This is a genomic window from Ligilactobacillus murinus (assembly GCF_003288115.1).
Taxonomy (GTDB): Bacteria; Bacillota; Bacilli; order Lactobacillales; family Lactobacillaceae; genus Ligilactobacillus; species Ligilactobacillus murinus.
In genome coordinates, this window is record NZ_CP023565.1 from 728,462 (window position 1) to 745,755 (window position 17,294).

The 17,294-nt window shown below is 39.3% G+C and carries 21 protein-coding genes and 1 other RNA gene; 3 read left to right on the forward strand and 19 right to left on the reverse strand.

Annotated elements, in window-relative coordinates; all coding sequences use genetic code 11:
- Window positions 1-7: 7 nt before the first annotated feature.
- The 3 genes from lspA to CPS94_RS03610 form a co-directional block, all read right to left on the reverse strand.
- Window positions 8-457: a signal peptidase II gene (lspA, locus tag CPS94_RS03600; protein ID WP_112195939.1), complete on the reverse strand. Its 450-nt coding sequence runs from the start codon at window positions 455-457 to the stop codon at window positions 8-10.
- A 166-nt stretch (window positions 458-623) separates the two neighbouring features.
- Window positions 624-2,282 carry a formate--tetrahydrofolate ligase gene (locus tag CPS94_RS03605; RefSeq protein ID WP_112195032.1) on the reverse strand — a complete coding sequence of 553 codons (1,659 nt, stop codon included), beginning with the start codon at window positions 2,280-2,282 and terminating at the stop codon, window positions 624-626.
- Between the two features lie 177 nt (window positions 2,283-2,459).
- Entirely contained in the window at window positions 2,460-2,831 is a 372-nt protein-coding gene (locus CPS94_RS03610) for an EbsA family protein (protein ID WP_112195030.1), read from the reverse strand.
- 111 nt (window positions 2,832-2,942) lie between these two features.
- Here CPS94_RS03610 and CPS94_RS03615 point away from each other — a divergent pair, with 111 nt between their 5' ends.
- On the forward strand, window positions 2,943-3,320 hold the full coding sequence (locus tag CPS94_RS03615) for a ribonuclease HI family protein (protein WP_076149822.1): 378 nt from the start codon (window positions 2,943-2,945) through the stop codon (window positions 3,318-3,320).
- Here CPS94_RS03615 and CPS94_RS03620 read toward each other — a convergent pair.
- From CPS94_RS03620 to CPS94_RS03660, 10 genes are all read right to left on the reverse strand, one after another.
- Entirely contained in the window at window positions 3,317-4,453 is a 1,137-nt protein-coding gene (locus tag CPS94_RS03620; RefSeq protein ID WP_112195028.1) for a THUMP domain-containing class I SAM-dependent RNA methyltransferase, read from the reverse strand. The two genes, CPS94_RS03615 and CPS94_RS03620, sit on opposite strands and share 4 nt — an antisense overlap.
- A gap of 106 nt (window positions 4,454-4,559) precedes the next feature.
- Window positions 4,560-4,935: RNase P RNA component class B (gene rnpB, locus CPS94_RS03625), an RNA gene on the reverse strand.
- Between the two features lie 18 nt (window positions 4,936-4,953).
- Window positions 4,954-5,295 (reverse strand): cell division regulator GpsB, encoded by a 342-nt coding sequence (gpsB, locus tag CPS94_RS03630; RefSeq protein WP_112195026.1) that lies wholly within the window; start codon window positions 5,293-5,295, stop codon window positions 4,954-4,956.
- 62 nt (window positions 5,296-5,357) lie between these two features.
- Complete coding sequence (locus tag CPS94_RS11700) at window positions 5,358-5,492, reverse strand: hypothetical protein (RefSeq protein WP_269148575.1); 135 nt, start codon at window positions 5,490-5,492, stop codon at window positions 5,358-5,360.
- A gap of 236 nt (window positions 5,493-5,728) precedes the next feature.
- A complete protein-coding gene (locus CPS94_RS03635) occupies window positions 5,729-6,043 on the reverse strand; it encodes a hypothetical protein (RefSeq protein WP_112195024.1) in 315 nt (104 codons plus the stop codon).
- A 306-nt stretch (window positions 6,044-6,349) separates the two neighbouring features.
- Entirely contained in the window at window positions 6,350-6,568 is a 219-nt protein-coding gene (locus CPS94_RS03640) for a hypothetical protein (protein WP_112195022.1), read from the reverse strand.
- Window positions 6,569-6,611: 43 nt separating this feature from the next.
- A complete protein-coding gene (locus CPS94_RS03645; protein WP_112195020.1) occupies window positions 6,612-6,818 on the reverse strand; it encodes a hypothetical protein in 207 nt (68 codons plus the stop codon).
- A gap of 8 nt (window positions 6,819-6,826) precedes the next feature.
- On the reverse strand, window positions 6,827-7,015 hold the full coding sequence (locus CPS94_RS03650) for a hypothetical protein (protein WP_112195018.1): 189 nt from the start codon (window positions 7,013-7,015) through the stop codon (window positions 6,827-6,829).
- Window positions 7,000-7,230: a phage portal protein gene (locus tag CPS94_RS03655; RefSeq protein ID WP_238145381.1), complete on the reverse strand. Its 231-nt coding sequence runs from the start codon at window positions 7,228-7,230 to the stop codon at window positions 7,000-7,002. Before CPS94_RS03655 ends, CPS94_RS03650 begins: the two co-directional genes overlap by 16 nt.
- A 195-nt stretch (window positions 7,231-7,425) precedes the next feature.
- Window positions 7,426-7,974 carry a DUF1273 domain-containing protein gene (locus CPS94_RS03660; RefSeq protein ID WP_112195016.1) on the reverse strand — a complete coding sequence of 183 codons (549 nt, stop codon included), beginning with the start codon at window positions 7,972-7,974 and terminating at the stop codon, window positions 7,426-7,428.
- Window positions 7,975-8,106: 132 nt separating this feature from the next.
- Here CPS94_RS03660 and recU point away from each other — a divergent pair, with 132 nt between their 5' ends.
- Together recU and CPS94_RS03670 are read left to right on the forward strand one after the other, a co-directional pair.
- Window positions 8,107-8,709, forward strand: a complete 603-nt coding sequence (gene recU, locus CPS94_RS03665) for a Holliday junction resolvase RecU (protein WP_112195014.1) — start codon at window positions 8,107-8,109, stop codon at window positions 8,707-8,709.
- Window positions 8,710-8,921: 212 nt separating this feature from the next.
- Window positions 8,922-11,237, forward strand: a complete 2,316-nt coding sequence (locus CPS94_RS03670) for a transglycosylase domain-containing protein (protein WP_112286369.1) — start codon at window positions 8,922-8,924, stop codon at window positions 11,235-11,237.
- Between the two features lie 196 nt (window positions 11,238-11,433).
- Here the strand turns inward: CPS94_RS03670 and CPS94_RS03675 are convergent, their stop codons facing one another.
- The 6 genes from CPS94_RS03675 to CPS94_RS03700 form a co-directional block, all read right to left on the reverse strand.
- Window positions 11,434-12,705 carry a cation:dicarboxylate symporter family transporter gene (locus CPS94_RS03675; RefSeq protein ID WP_112195012.1) on the reverse strand — a complete coding sequence of 424 codons (1,272 nt, stop codon included), beginning with the start codon at window positions 12,703-12,705 and terminating at the stop codon, window positions 11,434-11,436.
- 121 nt (window positions 12,706-12,826) lie between these two features.
- Window positions 12,827-13,465, reverse strand: a complete 639-nt coding sequence (nth, locus tag CPS94_RS03680) for an endonuclease III (RefSeq protein ID WP_039935994.1) — start codon at window positions 13,463-13,465, stop codon at window positions 12,827-12,829.
- Window positions 13,455-14,174, reverse strand: a complete 720-nt coding sequence (locus tag CPS94_RS03685) for a DnaD domain-containing protein (protein WP_112195008.1) — start codon at window positions 14,172-14,174, stop codon at window positions 13,455-13,457. Before CPS94_RS03685 ends, nth begins: the two co-directional genes overlap by 11 nt.
- A 67-nt stretch (window positions 14,175-14,241) precedes the next feature.
- Complete coding sequence (gene asnS / locus CPS94_RS03690) at window positions 14,242-15,543, reverse strand: asparagine--tRNA ligase (protein WP_004047811.1); 1,302 nt, start codon at window positions 15,541-15,543, stop codon at window positions 14,242-14,244.
- A gap of 18 nt (window positions 15,544-15,561) precedes the next feature.
- Window positions 15,562-16,749: a pyridoxal phosphate-dependent aminotransferase gene (locus tag CPS94_RS03695; protein WP_112195006.1), complete on the reverse strand. Its 1,188-nt coding sequence runs from the start codon at window positions 16,747-16,749 to the stop codon at window positions 15,562-15,564.
- An 18-nt stretch (window positions 16,750-16,767) separates the two neighbouring features.
- Window positions 16,768-17,265 carry a cell wall elongation regulator TseB-like domain-containing protein gene (locus tag CPS94_RS03700; protein ID WP_112286370.1) on the reverse strand — a complete coding sequence of 166 codons (498 nt, stop codon included), beginning with the start codon at window positions 17,263-17,265 and terminating at the stop codon, window positions 16,768-16,770.
- Window positions 17,266-17,294 lie beyond the last annotated feature (29 nt).

Sequence of the window (17,294 nt, forward strand, 5' to 3'; positions counted from 1 at the left end):
TTATAGATTAAATTATCCCTTCATCATCTTTTAGCATCGTGATCAAAATTACGATCACACCTAAAGTCAAGGCGCAATCAGCAATGTTGAAAACTGGAAAATTGATAAGATCCAATTCCAACATATCGACCACATATCCAGAGAAAAGACGATCAAGTAAATTTCCGAGTGTTCCACCGATCAACAGTGAAAAACCTAGTCCATAGCCCCAGTTATGGTGCAATTTCTTAAAATAATAGCCAAAGATCACCAAAGCTACAAGTGAAATAATACTTAGTAACCATCTTTGACCTAACCACATGCTCCAAGCCGCTCCAAAATTTCGCACGTACCCGATCGACAAGACATCTGGAATAACTTCATAGCTAACATTAAGTGGAACATTTTGCTGAATATAAAATTTCAACAACTGGTCGGATAAAACTACCGCGACCATTAAACAAATATATAACGTCATCCGATCCATAACCCTTCTAAACTAATGACTTAAAAATCTTTCATCTCAATCTTAACGTAAAAATCGTTGTTAGACAATTATCCAAACAAAAAAGGCACCACTGCTGATGCCTTTTAAAGCCGACCTGACCTATCAGCCTACGATTTTTAAACGATCGCAAACGTTTTTAGTATAATCCTGTGATCGTACCATCATCTGCTAGATCCATCCCCATCGCAGCTGGAACTTTTGGTAGACCAGGCATTGTCAAAACATTACCGGTCAAGGCTACGATAAAGCCGGCCCCTAATTTAGGCACAAATTCACGAACATGGATCGTAAAATCAGTTGGGGCCCCAAGTAATTTAGGATCGTCCGAAAGTGAATACTGTGTTTTAGCCATACATACAGGTAATTTATCCCAACCAAGAGTTTTGAATTCGCTCAATTGGCGTAAAGCTTTCGGACTGAATTCAACATCTTTACCACCATAGATCTTGGTCACGATCTGTTTGATCTTATCTTCAACACTATCATCAGCCGCATACAAGCGTTTAGGTGTAGTAACTTGATCACAGCTAGCGAGCACAGCTTGAGCTAATTCTTTAGCCCCTGCACCACCTTTAGCCCACACATCGGCAACAACAGCGGTAGTGTCTTCTTTAGCACAAAGCTCAACTAACATGTTTAATTCAGCCAAAGTATCAGCAGTAAACTTATTGATCGCAACAACTACGGGAATATCATATTGTTTCATACTTTGAATATGACGCTTCAAATTAGCAAAGCCTTTTTCTAAAGCCACTAGATCTTCATGATCAAGTTGATCTTTTGCCACGCCACCATTCATCTTCAAGGCACGAACTGTGGCTACGATCACGATCGTATTTGGTGCTTTACCTAACTGAGGTACTTTGATGTCTAAGAATTTTTCAGCTCCAAGATCAGCTCCAAAACCAGCTTCAGTGATCGTATAGTCGGCCAACTGCAAAGCTGTCTTAGTTGCCAACACACTGTTACAGCCATGAGCGATATTAGCAAATGGTCCCCCATGAATGATCGCTGGTGTATGCGCTAAAGTTTGAACTAGATTTGGCTTCAAGGCATCCTTTAACAACAACGCGATCGCACCTGTCACGCCTAAGTCAGCGACTGTCACTGGTTCTTTGGCATAAGTATAACCGATCACGATCTGCCCTAAACGTTTCTTTAGATCAGCGATATCTTTTGCTAGACATAAGATCGCCATCATTTCTGAAGCCACCGTGATATCAAAACCGTCTTCACGTGGGATCCCTTGGACTACACCACCAAGCCCGATGACCACATGGCGTAATGCGCGATCATTGATATCCAATACGCGTTTCCAGATCACTCGGCGCTGGTCGATACCTAGCTTGTTACCTTGGTAGATATGGTTATCGATCAAGGCTGCTAAAGTATTATTGGCAGTCGTCAAAGCATGCATATCACCCGTGAAATGTAAGTTGATGTCTTCCATTGGGACTACTTGAGAATAGCCACCGCCAGTTGCGCCACCTTTCATTCCCATTACAGGACCTAAGGATGGTTCACGCAAGGCGATCATAGTTTTTTTACCTGCTAAACTCAAGGCATCGCCTAAACCAACAGTAACTGTCGACTTGCCTTCACCAGCCGGCGTTGGATTGACAGCCGTCACTAAGATCAATTTTTCTTTAGTTTTTGGGCGGTCAGCCAACGGTAGTTTGATCTTTGCTTTATATTGCCCGTATTGCTCGATCTCAGATCCACTTAAACCCGCTTTTTTAGCGACCTCAACGATCGGTAACATCTCACTTTGTTGTGCAATTTCAATATCTTTCACGTTTACGCTTACGACTATATCACCAAAATGATAGATATAGCTTTTCCTTTCTTTTTTTACCTGTATCTTATAGCTAATTCCTGATGAATTTAAGACCAGTATAAAACATATTTCGTGTTTTGTCATTAGTTTTTATAAAAAAGCTAACAATCACAATTTAATCATTTTAAAAACGAACTATTTTAATATTTTTAAGCATTTTTCTTTGCTTTTTGGTAACATCAAAACTGAATAAGTCCGATATTGGTCAGTGATCTTCAATTGGTATTTCGTAGCCACGACTTCTTTGATATCGCTACGAGCGATGATTTTATCATTTAAAGATAAAACGCGCTTGAATTTCACTTCACGGTCTGTAATAACTAATTGGCGCCGCCATAATTGGATCGCAGTGACTAGCACAAAGCATACAAAAGCAATTGCAGTCCAGATCTGAAAAACTGTGATCTCTAACCATAAGAACAAACTCAATAAAAAAATCATAAAAGTATAAGACCAACATGTGATCGAACTGGGAATATCAGGTTGACAATAAAATTTTTGTTCCACAAAAAAACACCTTTCCGTTGCACTACTTTTCTTTTAATTTTACAATTTGAAGAGAACCACTTGCTCATTGAAGTGGTAATTTAACAATTAATTAAGAAAAGAGCACAGTCCATGGTAAAATTATACACCGATGCCGCAACAAACAAAACCCATAGCGCGGCTGGGATCTTAGTTATCGCTGATCAAAAACAATACCAATTTAAACAAAAAATAACAGCCTCAAATAATCATCAAGCTGAATTTGAAGCTGCTATCTTAGGTTTTGAATATTTGTCTCGAAACTTTCCAAATGCCCAAAATGTTTTCTTTCACTCTGATAGTAAGATCGTGATCGATAGCTTAGATAAGCGCTATAGTAAGTCATTTGCACCTGAGTTGGCCAAACTACTCACGCTACATGAAAAATTTCCGTTGGTCATCGATCAATGGATCCCTGATAAACAAAACACTGGCGCTCATAGTCTTGCTTTACAAGCTTTAAAAGCCTAATTGCGAGGCTTTTTTTGTCCCCAATATTGAAATAGATCAGTTCTTAAAGTACCATTATAGAGCTTGCGTCGTTTAGTCGCCTTTTGTCCGTAATATTGTTCAAAAGCTAAGTCACTAGTCAAGATATATTTGCTCCAAGTCGTTAATGGACGGTAAAGGTCCCCCATTTCTTGATAGAGCTTATGCACGCCAACCTCATCGCTTAAACGTTCACCATATGGCGGGTTAGCCACGATCACGCCGTATTCTTTATCTGTCTTAAAATCTTTGACAGCCAATTGCTTGAACTTGATACTATGCGATAATCCAGCTTCCATTGCATTTTTTTTAGCGATCTCGATCATCTTACCATCAATATCATAGCCACAGATATCAAGTTCAATATCATAATTGGCTGCTTGTTCAGCTTTAGCTCGTAATTCTTCACTCAAACCAGCCGGCATCCAGTCCCATGTTTCACAAACAAAATCACGATTGAAGCCTGGTGCGATATTATGCCCGATCATTGCCGCTTCGATCGGCAAAGTCCCTGAACCACATACTGGATCGACAAAGGGCTTTTCTGGATACCAATGTGCTAGTAAAACAAGCGCTGCTGCCATATTTTCTTTCAATGGAGCGCCCCCTTTACCAACACGATAGCCCCGTTTGAATAAACTGCTTCCAGTCGTATCTAACGTCAATAGGACTTTATCTTTATTCAATGCTACTTCCAAAGGATATTTAGCCCCTGTTTCTGGTAAAAATGATCGGCGATGATATACCGCTGAAAGCTTTTCAACGATCGCTTTTTTTACGATCGCTTGTACACTAGGAACGTTATGCAATTTAGATTTTTGAGATTTTCCCGCAACTGGAAAATTAGCATCTAACGGTAAATATTCATCCCAAGGCAAAGCCTTTGTCTTTTCAAAAAGTTCATCAAAAGTCGTTGCTTTGAATTCGCCAATAATGATCTTGACCCGGTCGGCCGTGCGTAACCAGAGATTGGTATTGATAATATCTTCTGCCGTTCCTTGATAGCGAACGCGTCCATTTTCAACAGCCACTTGATAGCCTAGATGCTTTAATTCGTTTCCTGTAATTGCTTCGATCCCAGCAGCACAGGTTGCTAGTAAGTTGTATTTTTTCATAATACTTCCTTTCTGTATTCGCATAGCTTTAATAACTTGATTTTCACATTAAAAAAACTAGGACAAAAGTTTCCTTCCGCCCTAGTCATTTCCTGAATATGTAGTCCTCTATAAGCCACGTTCTGTACGTCATTTAGCCCAGGAGCTAAAATCGGTGGTAATCATCTATCTCCGAGTTAAATAACTCGCCCCCATGATTAGTTCATTTCCGTCATGAAGCGCCCCTACCAAAGTTTGGGTTACCTGCTCGCGGGGTTTACCGCGTTCCACCAATAATGTTTCCACTATTGCTTCGTCACTGTGGCACTTTTCAAGACTACTCGGACATGGTCAAATGACTTTAGCCCTTTTATCTGCCGTTACCATAAAAAATGGTACCTTGCCTTATTTTTTCAGCAAGCACGATCACTACAGGCATCGCAGCCTGTGCAAGCTTGGACTTTCCTCAGCCTATATATAATAGACCGCGATTACCAGAAGACTACACATTATTTACTTATTTAAAAACGATTACTACGATCGTCATCATCATTAAGTTGAGCACCAAAAACATGTCGCTCTAAGTTAGACAACCGCTTTAAAACATCCATATTAGTCATATTCGTCGTTGGACGAGCTGCTTGACCCGAAGAACCGACCGCAACTTGCTTTGTCAATTCATCGACTTTGCTTACTAAACGATCATTTTCCATTTGAAGACGTTGATTTTCTTTAGCGTATGCTTCATAATCTTGGATAACTTGATCCAAAAATTCATCAACTTCATTCGAGTCATAACCGCGTAGACCGCGTGAAAAATTCTTATTTACGATGTCCTTAGGCGTAAGATTTACATTTTCCATCGAAACTGCACCTCATTTGCATATTAGGAACTTAACTCATAACGTTGTCCATTATAGCATAATTATTTGATGCTTGTAAATATAAATTTTTGGATATCGATCATTTTTTGTGCTAAATATCCTTGTGCAAGTGTCAACAAAAAGTCACGAATACCAAAGTTCAACATGACTGTCAATAAAAATTTCACAAAATCCATAAACTCAACTTCCTTAACGTAACCATCATCAGACAGCATTTTCATAGTCTAATAGAACTACCGATCTGAAATGCCCAAACATATTTGCGTTTAGACTATCAATACTAGCTTTTAAGCCGTTTTCGTAACAATCATTAGGTATTTCAAGATCTTGCATGCTACTCGAGCATAAGAATCAGCCTTTATATTCATCCCTTCGTGTACTAAAAAAGCACCCAACGACGAGTGCTTAGAAGTTAAACTAATCGTTCAATGTTTAATCGGCGATATGCAACCCTAATGAGTTCCTTGACATTATAACCGTTGACCTCAATATCATCCAATTCAGGTGCTTTTAAAAATGCTTCGGGATCAACAACTAGAAGGGAACAAATTTCACCACCAGAAAATTCAGTCCACTCAGTTAACAATCCAGCACCTGTTTTTCCAGGAAGTTTTATCTCCCCACGGTAAGTAGGCCCAATCCTGTTAGGAAAGTCAATGTCAATTTCAGGAACAGTTTCATCTAATTCGTATTCAGTCAAACTAAACTTAAAGTTCTCAAATTCCATTAATATAACTTCCTTCCATTTTTGATATTATTTAGATAATAGTTCTCAGGCTCATATGCTAAGGACCATATCAAACCGTAAGTAAAGACAAATAACCCCACCAAAATAATGATCAAGATCGTTAGACTAGCACCGTATTCCGCTAGTCTTTCTTTTTCTTCGATTTCATTTAACTTCTTCAGAGTTCTCCCTGCTTATTCATATCAACGGTAACCAGTCTCTAGTTTCTTTGGCTACTTTGTAAGCTTTTTGCATTAGGAAATTTTCATCCCTCCGTGTACTAAAAAAGCACCCTATCTAAGTGCTTTAGCTTTCAACATGGAAATTTTCTGATATCGGCAATTCTACGTCGTCTCTTATTTTCAAAAATAACTCGATGATCTCTTTAGGTACATCTTTTGAAAAAATATAGACAATTTTGTTATCAGGCTCTCTATATCCACCAGTTATCCAGTTATATACTTTGTCATAAAATTCCAAAGTTTCCTTATTTGGAAGAGCCATTATTTCTAACTCTGGTTCCATCTTTTAACACCTCACTCACTAGATTTAAAAGCACTTTATCTTCTTATTTATCACCCAAAACAGCAATCTCTGATACAATTTCATTTACAGATCCTTCCCTAAATTTTATAGACGCGTTTCGACTAACAATTTCATTCAGATATTGTATATCTTGAGCCTTTGCATTCTTTACATATTTTTCAAGTAAACTATCAAGAATATTTTTAGCTCCTTCAACGTCATTATATCTTTTAGGCTTAGATTTGTACAACGAGTGCTTTAATTCCCTGTAAATACTTCGGGCCATTCTGTTAGTTTATCATTTTCTTCTTCGAATCGTTTATCAAAGTAAGCTATCTCGTCTTCTGTCAGTCCTTCAATATAAGGATCGGAAGAATAGACGATATCTTTTTTTGGTATGAAATTCATCAATTTTTTGACACGATCTTCAACTAAAGCTTTTCGCATTTTATACCATATCCTTCCAGTTTTTTAGCTGAACCGATATGACCATAGCGAACTGCATACAGTGGCTTATGTGCTACCGTATTGTCGTAGATCACAAAGGTATCGAGTGGTAAAGCATCAGTAACATAGATCTCGCTATCGTGACTGTAGACATAAAAATAAGCCCTGCCATAAATGCAGGACTCTTTCCAAACACGAGCGATCACACTATCCATTTTGCGTGATACATTGAACCGAGATAATGAGTTATTTCCTAACTCTTCTGGACAAATTCGTTAGCTTTGTAAATTTCTGACTGATTCATGACTGACTTTTTCGATAAATCATGGTTAATACTAATTGATCACATATACAAATCAAGAGCACTAAAACAACTAATGATCAGTTTTTAGTGCTCTTGATTTAATCTATTAGTATTTTTGCTCTAAATACTGTTCTGCCTCATCTTGAAGCTGATACATATCGATCACCTCAAGCTCATAAGCATGTGTCTGTTGATAACGTTTGATCGCTTCATAGTCAAATTTTGGCTTACCGGGATGTTCTTTGTCATAGATCAAGACCGCTTTATCTGTATGTGCTAGCATAAATTGTTGGTAATTTTTCAACTGCATTGGTGAACTATATGGTTGTTTACTTACGCTAGCACAAAAATCAACTTGTTGTTCTAACTGTGCTAGCTGTATCTGCTTATCTTCTTGCCAATTTTTGGAAAATTCTGTATAAGGATACATCAATGCGGTCTTGACGCCTACATATTCTTTAGTAAAAGAAACTGCTTCTTCTAACGCCCATTGTTCGATCCCCAATTGGCCCCCAGAAATGATCCACTCAAGCCCCATATCAGCATTTTGCATAAAATTTTTACGTAAACAATACTTTAAAACTTCGATCTTGGGGTCATCTAATTTAAAGACCCCTAGTTCGTAACTTCGATAGCCACTTACCCATAAACGCACGCATTTCACCTCACAAAATATTTTCTTTACCTTATAATACCACAAATCTTTTACTTTAAATTTCACCCAACTTTTTGCCAATAACTGTTTAAATTTGTTATAATTAACCGGATAGGAGCGTGATATTTATCTATGGCAATCCACTATCCAAACGGCGGCTTGTTCACTACTAAAAATAGTGCGAGTAAAAAAAGCCGCGCCAACAATACTATTTATGGAAAGCGCGGAATGTCGTTAGAAGATGAAATAAACGAAAGCAACAAATACTATCTTTCAGCTGGGATCGCGGTCATTCACAAAAAGCCGACACCGATCCAGATCGTTGATGTTTATTATCCCAAACGTAGCGCCGCAGTGATCAAAAAAGCTTATTTCAAACAAGCTTCTACCACTGATTACAATGGTGTCTATCGTGGTCATTATCTTGATTTTGAAGCAAAAGAGACTAAAAATAAGACCTCATTTCCGCTCAGTAACTTTCATGCTCACCAGATAAAACACATGAAAGCATGTCAAGATCAAGCTGGTATCTGCTTTACGATCGTTAAATTCGTCACAACTGATCAGGTGTTTTTGATGCCGGCTAATATTTTATTTGATTACTGGGATGCCCAAGCAACTGGGCGCAAATCGATCCCAAAAGCAGTGATCGAACGCGATGGCTTTGAGATCGATTATGCGCTCCGGCCCCGTATCCCATATCTAAATTACGTTGATCTACTGCTTGAAAAGTAGTTCAATGTTTCCCTAGTGGATAAATACAGTTAACTATATCAGTTAGAAAGTTAAAAATGTGTGACTGATACTTACAATGACCCAGTCAGGCAATTTGCCTAAACTACACTTTATCACTATATAACTGTAGTAACTAAAATTAAGAAAGGAACTCTATATTCTTTCTGATCATATATTTTATGATTCCACATTTGTATAGTAGCAGTATCGTTATGGATAAAAATCCGAAATACTCGCGCACAAATGGCCCCAAGAAAAATGGTCGTTTAAAGCGTAGCGGTAAGAAAAAAGCTTCACGCACTGGCAAAAAGCCAATGTGGCTCAAGATCTTATTATCCTTTGCAGCCGCCCTAGTAGCTGCTTTAGTGGTTGGAGTCACCGTCTTTTTTGTCTATGCAAGCAGTGCTCCTAAATTAAGTGAGCAACAGCTTGAAAGTGCCGGTTCAACGGTCATTTATGATTCAAATGGCAAAAAGATCATGTCTTTAGGGACCGAAAACCGGACCTATGTTGCAGAAAAAGACATCCCACAGCAATTAAAAGATGCGGTCATCTCGATCGAGGACCGTCGTTTCTATAAGCATCATGGGGTCGACCCATGGCGGATCGTATCAGCTGCAATGTCTAATGCGTCTGGTTCAGCTGGATTACAAGGTGGAAGTACATTAGATCAGCAATTGATCAAACTCTCCTACTTCTCGACCAAGCGCTCTGACCAAACGATCAAGCGTAAAGCCCAAGAAGCTTGGCTAGCCATCAATATGGACCGCCAATACAGCAAAGATCAAATTTTGACTTTCTATGTCAATAAAGTCTTCATGGGTGACGGATGTTACGGGATGCAGACCGCGTCTAAATACTATTTTGGTAAGACATTGGATAAATTAAACTTAGCTCAAACAGCTTTGATCGCTGGGATCCCAAATGCCCCATCCTCTTACAATCCTTATACTAATCCAGAATTTGCTAAAAAGCGTCGGGATGATGTTTTAAATGCGATGGTCGCTAATAAAAAGATCACCCAAGCTCAAGCTAACGAAGCTAAACAAGAAAGCATCACCACTGGTCTAGTTGAGAAGAACACTTCAAAAACTGTGACCTCAACTGAAAAGATCGCTGATCCATATATCAAACAAGTTATCGAAGAAGCTAAGAAGAAAGGCTATGATCCTTATAAAGACAGCTTACAGATCTACACTAATTTAGACATGGCGATCCAAAAACGTCTCTATGAGATCGCAAATAGCGATGAATATTTGAACTTCCCAGATGACAATATCCAAGTTGCTTCAACTGTGATCGATCCAGATAATGGTAATGTGGTCGCGATGCTTGGTGGACGTAAGACTGGCGATGTTACCTTTGGACTCAACCGTGCCGTTCAAACTGATCGGACAAATGGTTCTACGGCTAAGCCTTTGATGGATTATGCACCTGCGATCGAATATCTCGATTGGGCTACGTATCATCCGATCAAAGACAATCGTTATGTTTACCCTGGAACAAATATTCAACTATACGATTTTGACCACCAATACAAAGGCCTGATGACGATGCGCCAAGCTTTGGTCGAATCACGTAACGTCCCTGCGATCCGGGCTTTAGCCGCAGTGGGGATCACAAAAGCTCAAAACTTCATTTCACAAATGGGCTTTAACTACGATAAGACCCTAGAATATCAAAACGGTATCGGGTTACCTTCTTCGACTCTCCAAAATGCTGCAGCTTATGCGGCCTTTGCCAATGGTGGGACTTATTACCAACCACAATATATCAAAGAGATCGTAACTGGTGATGGCGAACGCAAAGAATTTTCAAGTTCTTTTAAACAAGTCATGCAGTCATCAACAGCTTATATGATCACCGATATGCTCAAAGGTGTTATTACTTCACCTGAAGGAACAGGTACTCGAGCTAATATCAGCGGTTTATATCAAGCCGGTAAGACTGGGACTAACGCTTACCCATCTGATATCTCAGCTAAATTCCCTGATGATGCGGCAATGGATTCTTGGTTCAATGGTTATACCAAACACTACTCTGTCTCTGTTTGGGTCGGTTATGACCACCAATACGAAGCGGGTAATTACTTGGATAACAATTCCGTTGCTTTAGCATCACTTTTCTATAAGAACATCATGACCTACATGTCGCAAGGAAAGACCAACACCGATTGGCGCAAACCAAGCAACGTCTATGTTCGCTATATCAATGGTGTCCGTCAACTTTACTTGGCTGGTTCTGCTGCTCCAAGCTCAGAACTTTCTGGTAGTTCAACTTCTAGTCGCTCAAGTTCTTCAGAAACTTCGAGTTCATCGTCTGGATCTTCTTCAAGCTCAGAAAGTTCAGCTAGCTCAGAAAGTTCATCAGAATCTTCTTCAAACTCAAGTAGTTCTGCGAGTCAATCGTCAAGTCAGCCTTCACGACCGACCGACGATAACTCTAGTTCAGCAAACTCTACACCACCAGCTGAACCCGACTCACAAGCTGAAAATCAAACAACAAACAGTGAAAAGCCACCACAATAAAGTAACAAAGTATCCATCAACTGATATGGATAGACTCGTAAACACTCCCCTCAGCAATGTGGAGGAGTGTTTTTTTACGCAAAAACAACATCACCAACTGATCCAAATAAAGAAGACCACTCGAATTTTTTTGAATAATTCGAGTGGTCTTCTTTAAAGATAGAGACTTATGTCACAGCCTCTTTTTATGCTTCTTTTATTTAAAAGAGGCTACATATTTATCATGTTTTTCTTGATCAAATTCATTTTCTGATTTACCGATGATCAATGTCGCAGTAACATTTCCTGCAACATTGACAACTGTCCGTCCCATATCAACTAAACGATCGATCCCAGCGATCAAAGCTAGGCCTGAGACTGGAACACCGATCGTTGAAACTGTCGCTAATAAAACAACAAATGACGCCCCAGGAACGCCTGCCATCCCTTTAGAAGTGATCATTAAAACTAATAATAAAGTCAATTGCTGACTCAACGAAAGATCAATATGATAGGCTTGGGCTAAAAAAATAGCTGCTAATGATTGATAGATCGCAGAGCCGTCCAAGTTAAAGGTATAACCAGTCGGAATAACGAACGAGCTGATCGCTTGGTCAACACCTAATTTTTGAGTTTTTTCCATCAAACGGGGCAATGTGACCTCTGAACTAGCTGTTGTAAAGGCCAACACCAATTCATCTTTGACTACTCGTAATTGGTCCATGATCTTAAAACCAAAGATCCGAGATGTGATCCCTAAAACTACTAAAATAAAGAAGATCATCGTTGCGTAAGACATTACGATAAATAATCCTAATGGTTTTAACGACTCGAGTCCCAATTGAGCGACGGTAGCCCCGATCAAGCCTGCGACCCCAAAAGGCGCAAAATACATGATCCAACTCGTGATCTTGAACATTACTTCTGCTACGGCTTGGAAAAATCGTAATAAGATCTTACCTTTTTCACCAATTGCCGCGATCCCTAACCCAAATAAACAAGAGAAAAAGATCACTGGTAGCATCTGACCTGTCGCTAATGCATCAAAGAAATTAGATGGCACGATCGACATCAAGATCGATCCTAATCCGCTGTGCGAAGCCTGTTTAGCTGTTTTAACATATGTCGAAATATCAACTTGGGATAACTTGCTTAAATCAAGCATATATCCGATCTGGGAAAGATTAGAGACTAACATCCCAACGATAAAGGCGATCGTTGATAACACCTCAAAATAGATCAAAGTTTTTAGTCCGATCCGCCCTAACTTTTTGATATCGCCCATATTAGCGATCCCTACAACTAAACTTGAAAAGACGATCGGTAAGACGATCATCGAGATCATATTGATAAAGGTCGATCCGAGTCCATTTGCAAATTTGATAAATCCTTTATCATCAGCAAATATGACCCCTAAACCGATCCCGATCAACAGGCCTAAAATTATCTGCCACCCAAGTGACAAACGATATACTTTTAACTTTTTCAAATTCACCATCTCCATAGAATTTTTATGCCAGTTAATAATTTACCATATTTTACATAAAAATTCATTATGTTGTTTGTTTTTTTATTAAAATTATATCTTTATCACTAATTATGTTCGGTTTTTACACTCTTGATCGGCCTTCTGGGCAAATATCTAATAGTGGACAAGAACTACACTTCGGATTTCTTGCCATGCATTGGTATCGTCCCCAAAATATCATCCGGTGATGTCCTTTGATCCATAGATCTTGTGGGACTTTTTGCATTAAGATCTTTTCGATCGTTAAAACATCACTATCAGCTGGGACCATCCCTAAACGTTTAGCAACGCGACTGACATGGGTATCAACTGCAAATGCTGGGATCCCAAAGCATTCAGCTAAAACCACATCCGCTGTTTTGCGTCCGACCCCACTTAAGCTCATCAGCTCTTTTCTAGTTTTAGGGACGACCCCATCAAAGCGTTCGACCAGTTCCTGTGAGCATTTGATCAAAAAGCGCGCCTTATTGCGATATAGACCGATCGTTTTGATATAGCTTTCAACTTCTGCTTGGCTCGCATTCGCTAAGTCAACAGGATCCTTATAGCGTTCAAATAAAGCTGGTGTGACCAAGTTAACAGCTTTGTCAGTAGTTTGGGCACTCAATATCACTGAAAGCATAAAGTGATACGGATCTGTCTTCGTCAACGATGTTGTGGCATTGGGAAACATTTCACCCATGACTTCGATCGCATGTGTCGTTTCTTCACTACTTAGCATCATCGATCCCTCCTGACCAATCATACATTGGAATACTTGGCTTAGCTTTATTTTGCTTAGGTGCAGTTGGTTGTGCTTTTTTAGCCATTTCTTGTCGGCGCTGTTGGCGTAATCGTTGCACATCGGCACTAGTTTTGATGTTTTGCTTTTCCCAGCTCAATAAGATCTTATCAATATACTTCAAACTGTAAACCTGATTTAAAACGGCCTCACGTAAAGCTAAAACGATCAATTCGGGTGAATAATTCTCTGTATTGAGCCAACTATCGATCGTTTGTAGTTCCATCGGGGTCAAAAGCCGGCCAAATTCGACCTCAATATTTTTATAAACTTCTTGCTTACTGGTCGTTTTGTTTTGTGTTAGTTCAGCTGTTACTTCATTTTGTTCTAAAGCAAATAATTTCTCGTAAAGTAGCGTAAAATCATACTTGTCATACTTACGTCCCGCCACATCAGTTGCTGTCGTTAATCTAAGAAATTTTTTTTCGATCAAATTACGCAATAAATTTCCCAGCTTACTAGTATCAAGCTGCATACTTTGTGAAAGTTCAGTTAGATCGATCGCGTTTCCCTGCTGCGTTCGACTCATGAGCTGTAACATCAAGATAAACTCAGCTTCATCTAGTCCTAACTGACGATAATTATTCAACAATAGATTGGAAACTGTCATTTGTCCAGCAGCTAAATATTTTCGTATTATTTTATCCATCTTGATCTTCCTTTTTAAGTAAAAAACAGGACACAACACTCGGTCATGTCCCGCAGCCCACCAACTATTATGGGTAGATCCGGTTTAATAAACGTGGGAATGGAATAGCTTCCCGGATATGGTCTTCACCTGTGATCCAAGTTACCGCACGTTCCAGACCAAGTCCAAAGCCAGAGTGTGGTACACTACCGTAGCGCCGTAGATCTAAGTACCATTCATAATCAGCTTTATTTAAACCTGCATCTTCAATTTGTTTTGCTAAATATTCTGGATCGGTCGCACGCTCAGAACCACCGATGATCTCACCATAGCCTTCTGGCGCTAACAAATCAGCACACACAACTAAGTCTTCTCTAGTTGGATGTGGTTTCATGTAAAACGGTTTGATCGCTTTAGGGTAGTTCAACACAAAAACAGGTTTGCTGAAGTGTTCTGCCAAATAAGTTTCTTCTGGCGAACCGAAATCTTCGCCCCATTTTACATCTGGGAATTTACCTGATTCTTGTAATAATTTGATCGCATCATCATAGGAAATGCGTGGATAAGGTAGTTGCGTATAGCGCTTTAGGACTTCCTTATCTCGTCCTAAAATATCAAGTTCGTAGTCACAATTTTCAAGTACTTTTTCAACCAAGTAAGCAATATAGCGTTCTTGGATCTCTAAACTTTCTTCTTGATGCATAAATGCCATTTCTGGTTCGATCATCCAAAATTCGATCAAATGACGACGTGTCTTGGATTTTTCCGCTCTAAATGTTGGCCCGAAAGTAAAGACTTTACCATAAGCCATTGCCCCAGCTTCAGCATAAAGCTGACCTGATTGTGAAAGATAAGCATCTTTTTCAAAATATTCAGTATGGAACAATTCTGTTGTGCCTTCAGGAGCACTACCGGTCAAGATCGGTGAATCCAACTTGATGAACCCTTCTTTGTTGAAGAATTCATAAGTTGCACGGATCATTTCGTTTCTGATCTTCATGATCGCAAATTGACGCTTCGAACGCAACCAAAGATGACGATGATCCATCAAGAAATCTGTCCCGTGTTCTTTAGGAGTTATCGGATAGTCTTCACTTTGACCTACCAGTTCAATATCTTCAATTTCGATCTCATAGCCAAAGTGTGAGCGTGTATCTTCATGGATCGTACCTGTGACGTACATACTTGCTTCTTGTCTTACTTCTTTTGCAAGCTTAAATACATCTTCAGAAACATTATTCTTAACTACGACTCCTTGAAAATAAGCTGTTCCGTCGCGCAGCTGTAAAAAGGCGATTTTACCGCTGGAGCGCTTATTAGTCAACCAAACTCCAATTCTTACTTTTTGGTCAACATAGTCTTTAGCGTTAATAATACTGATAGTTTCCACTAAATTTTTCCTCCTATTTTATTTACTATATTTTTCAACAAATTTTTCTATTCGCACGATCGCCTCACGCAGATCTTCAAGCGAAGTTGCATAACTCAAACGAATATGTCCGGGCATTCCAAAGGCTTCCCCTGGAACTACAGCAACAAAGGCCTCGCTCAATAAGGCATCAGCAAAACTTGATGCATCACTAAATCCCGTTGCTTTTAAAGCTTTTTGAATGTTAGGGAATAGGTAAAAGGCACCTTCTGGCTTAGCTGTCAGCTCGAAACCAGGGATCTTCTCCACTAAAGGATAGATCTCATTTAGTCGTGTTTCATACGCTTGGCGCATCTCTTCAACACAAGCTTGATCTTGTTCCAAAGCTGCTAAGGCTGCATATTGGCTGACCGCCGAAAGATTTCCAGTCGCATGCCCGACCACAGTACCTAACTTAGCGATCAATTCTTTCTTCGCCAAAGTATAGCCCACACGCCACCCAGTCATCGAGTACGTTTTAGAAAAACCATTGATCAATATCGTTTGCTGCTTGATTGCTTCTGAAAGTTCAACTAAAGAAACAAAGCTGTTTCCATTATAAACTAACTTATTATACATGTCATCAGCAATTAGCCAGATATTATTTTTTACGGCCCAATTTCCGATCGCTTCTAACTCAGCTCTAGTGTAAATGACACCAGAAGGGTTTTGTGGTGAGTTAATGATCACGGCCTTCGTTTTTTCAGTTCGTTTAGCTTCAAGAGCAGCTACCGTTACCTTTAAGCTCTTAGTTTCAGGCAGTACAAAAACTGGCTTACCTTCAGCTAACTTGACTTGTTCACTATAACTGACCCAATATGGCAAGGGGATCAAGACTTCATCGCCTGGATCAAGGATCGTTTGGCTGACCGCATATAAAGAGAATTTTCCCCCTACTGTAACAGCAACATTTTCAAACGTATAATCAGTGTGATATTGAGCATTAGTTGCTTTAGCGATCGCCTTGCGTAATTCAACGATCCCTAAAGTAGCGGTGTAAAAATCTGATTTTCCCGCTTGGATCGCTTGGATCGCTGCTTTTTTGATATGTTCTGGCGTATTGAAATTAGGCTCACCAGCAGTTAAATTTTTAACATCATAGCCGTCTTTTTGTAATTGCTTTGCCTTAGCTGACAAAGCTAAAGTTGCTGAGGGTGAAACATTTTGTACTCTTTTTGATAATTCCATCTTGAATAGCCCCTTTAATTAAATATTTTGGATCGTTTTAACAACTTTTCCTGTTTTAAAATCAAGTAGATCATAACAAAGATTGCCGTAGGAATTGAGATAACTTATTTCCCAGACTGGTTTATTCTTATGCATCCCTAAAGCAGTATGGGTGATCTTTTTCACATTCCCAGTTTGCTGAGCGATCTTTTTGGCACTTGCTTCAGAGATCCCTTCGTTTTGCTGGTAAACGTTGATCTTCTTACCATTTTGTGCAACGATGGCATAAATTTTTTGTTTTTTGTCATTAGTTCCTGCGACCGTGTAATAAGTATGATTTCGATTGTAGTGATAAAAGGCCGTCTCTTCTTTTAAGCCAGCGTATTGTTGTGCTAATTGCGTTGCTTGCTTTTTGGCATTTCTCATAGGCGAAAGTGCCAAGTTGAAAATGACGAGCACTAATACCAAGACGGTCAAAACTCCGAGATACCACAAACGATGCTTTGTTTTCTTTTTGATCCTCGTTGTCCGCTTCATAAATTCCTTCCTCTAGTCAAAAACTGTTT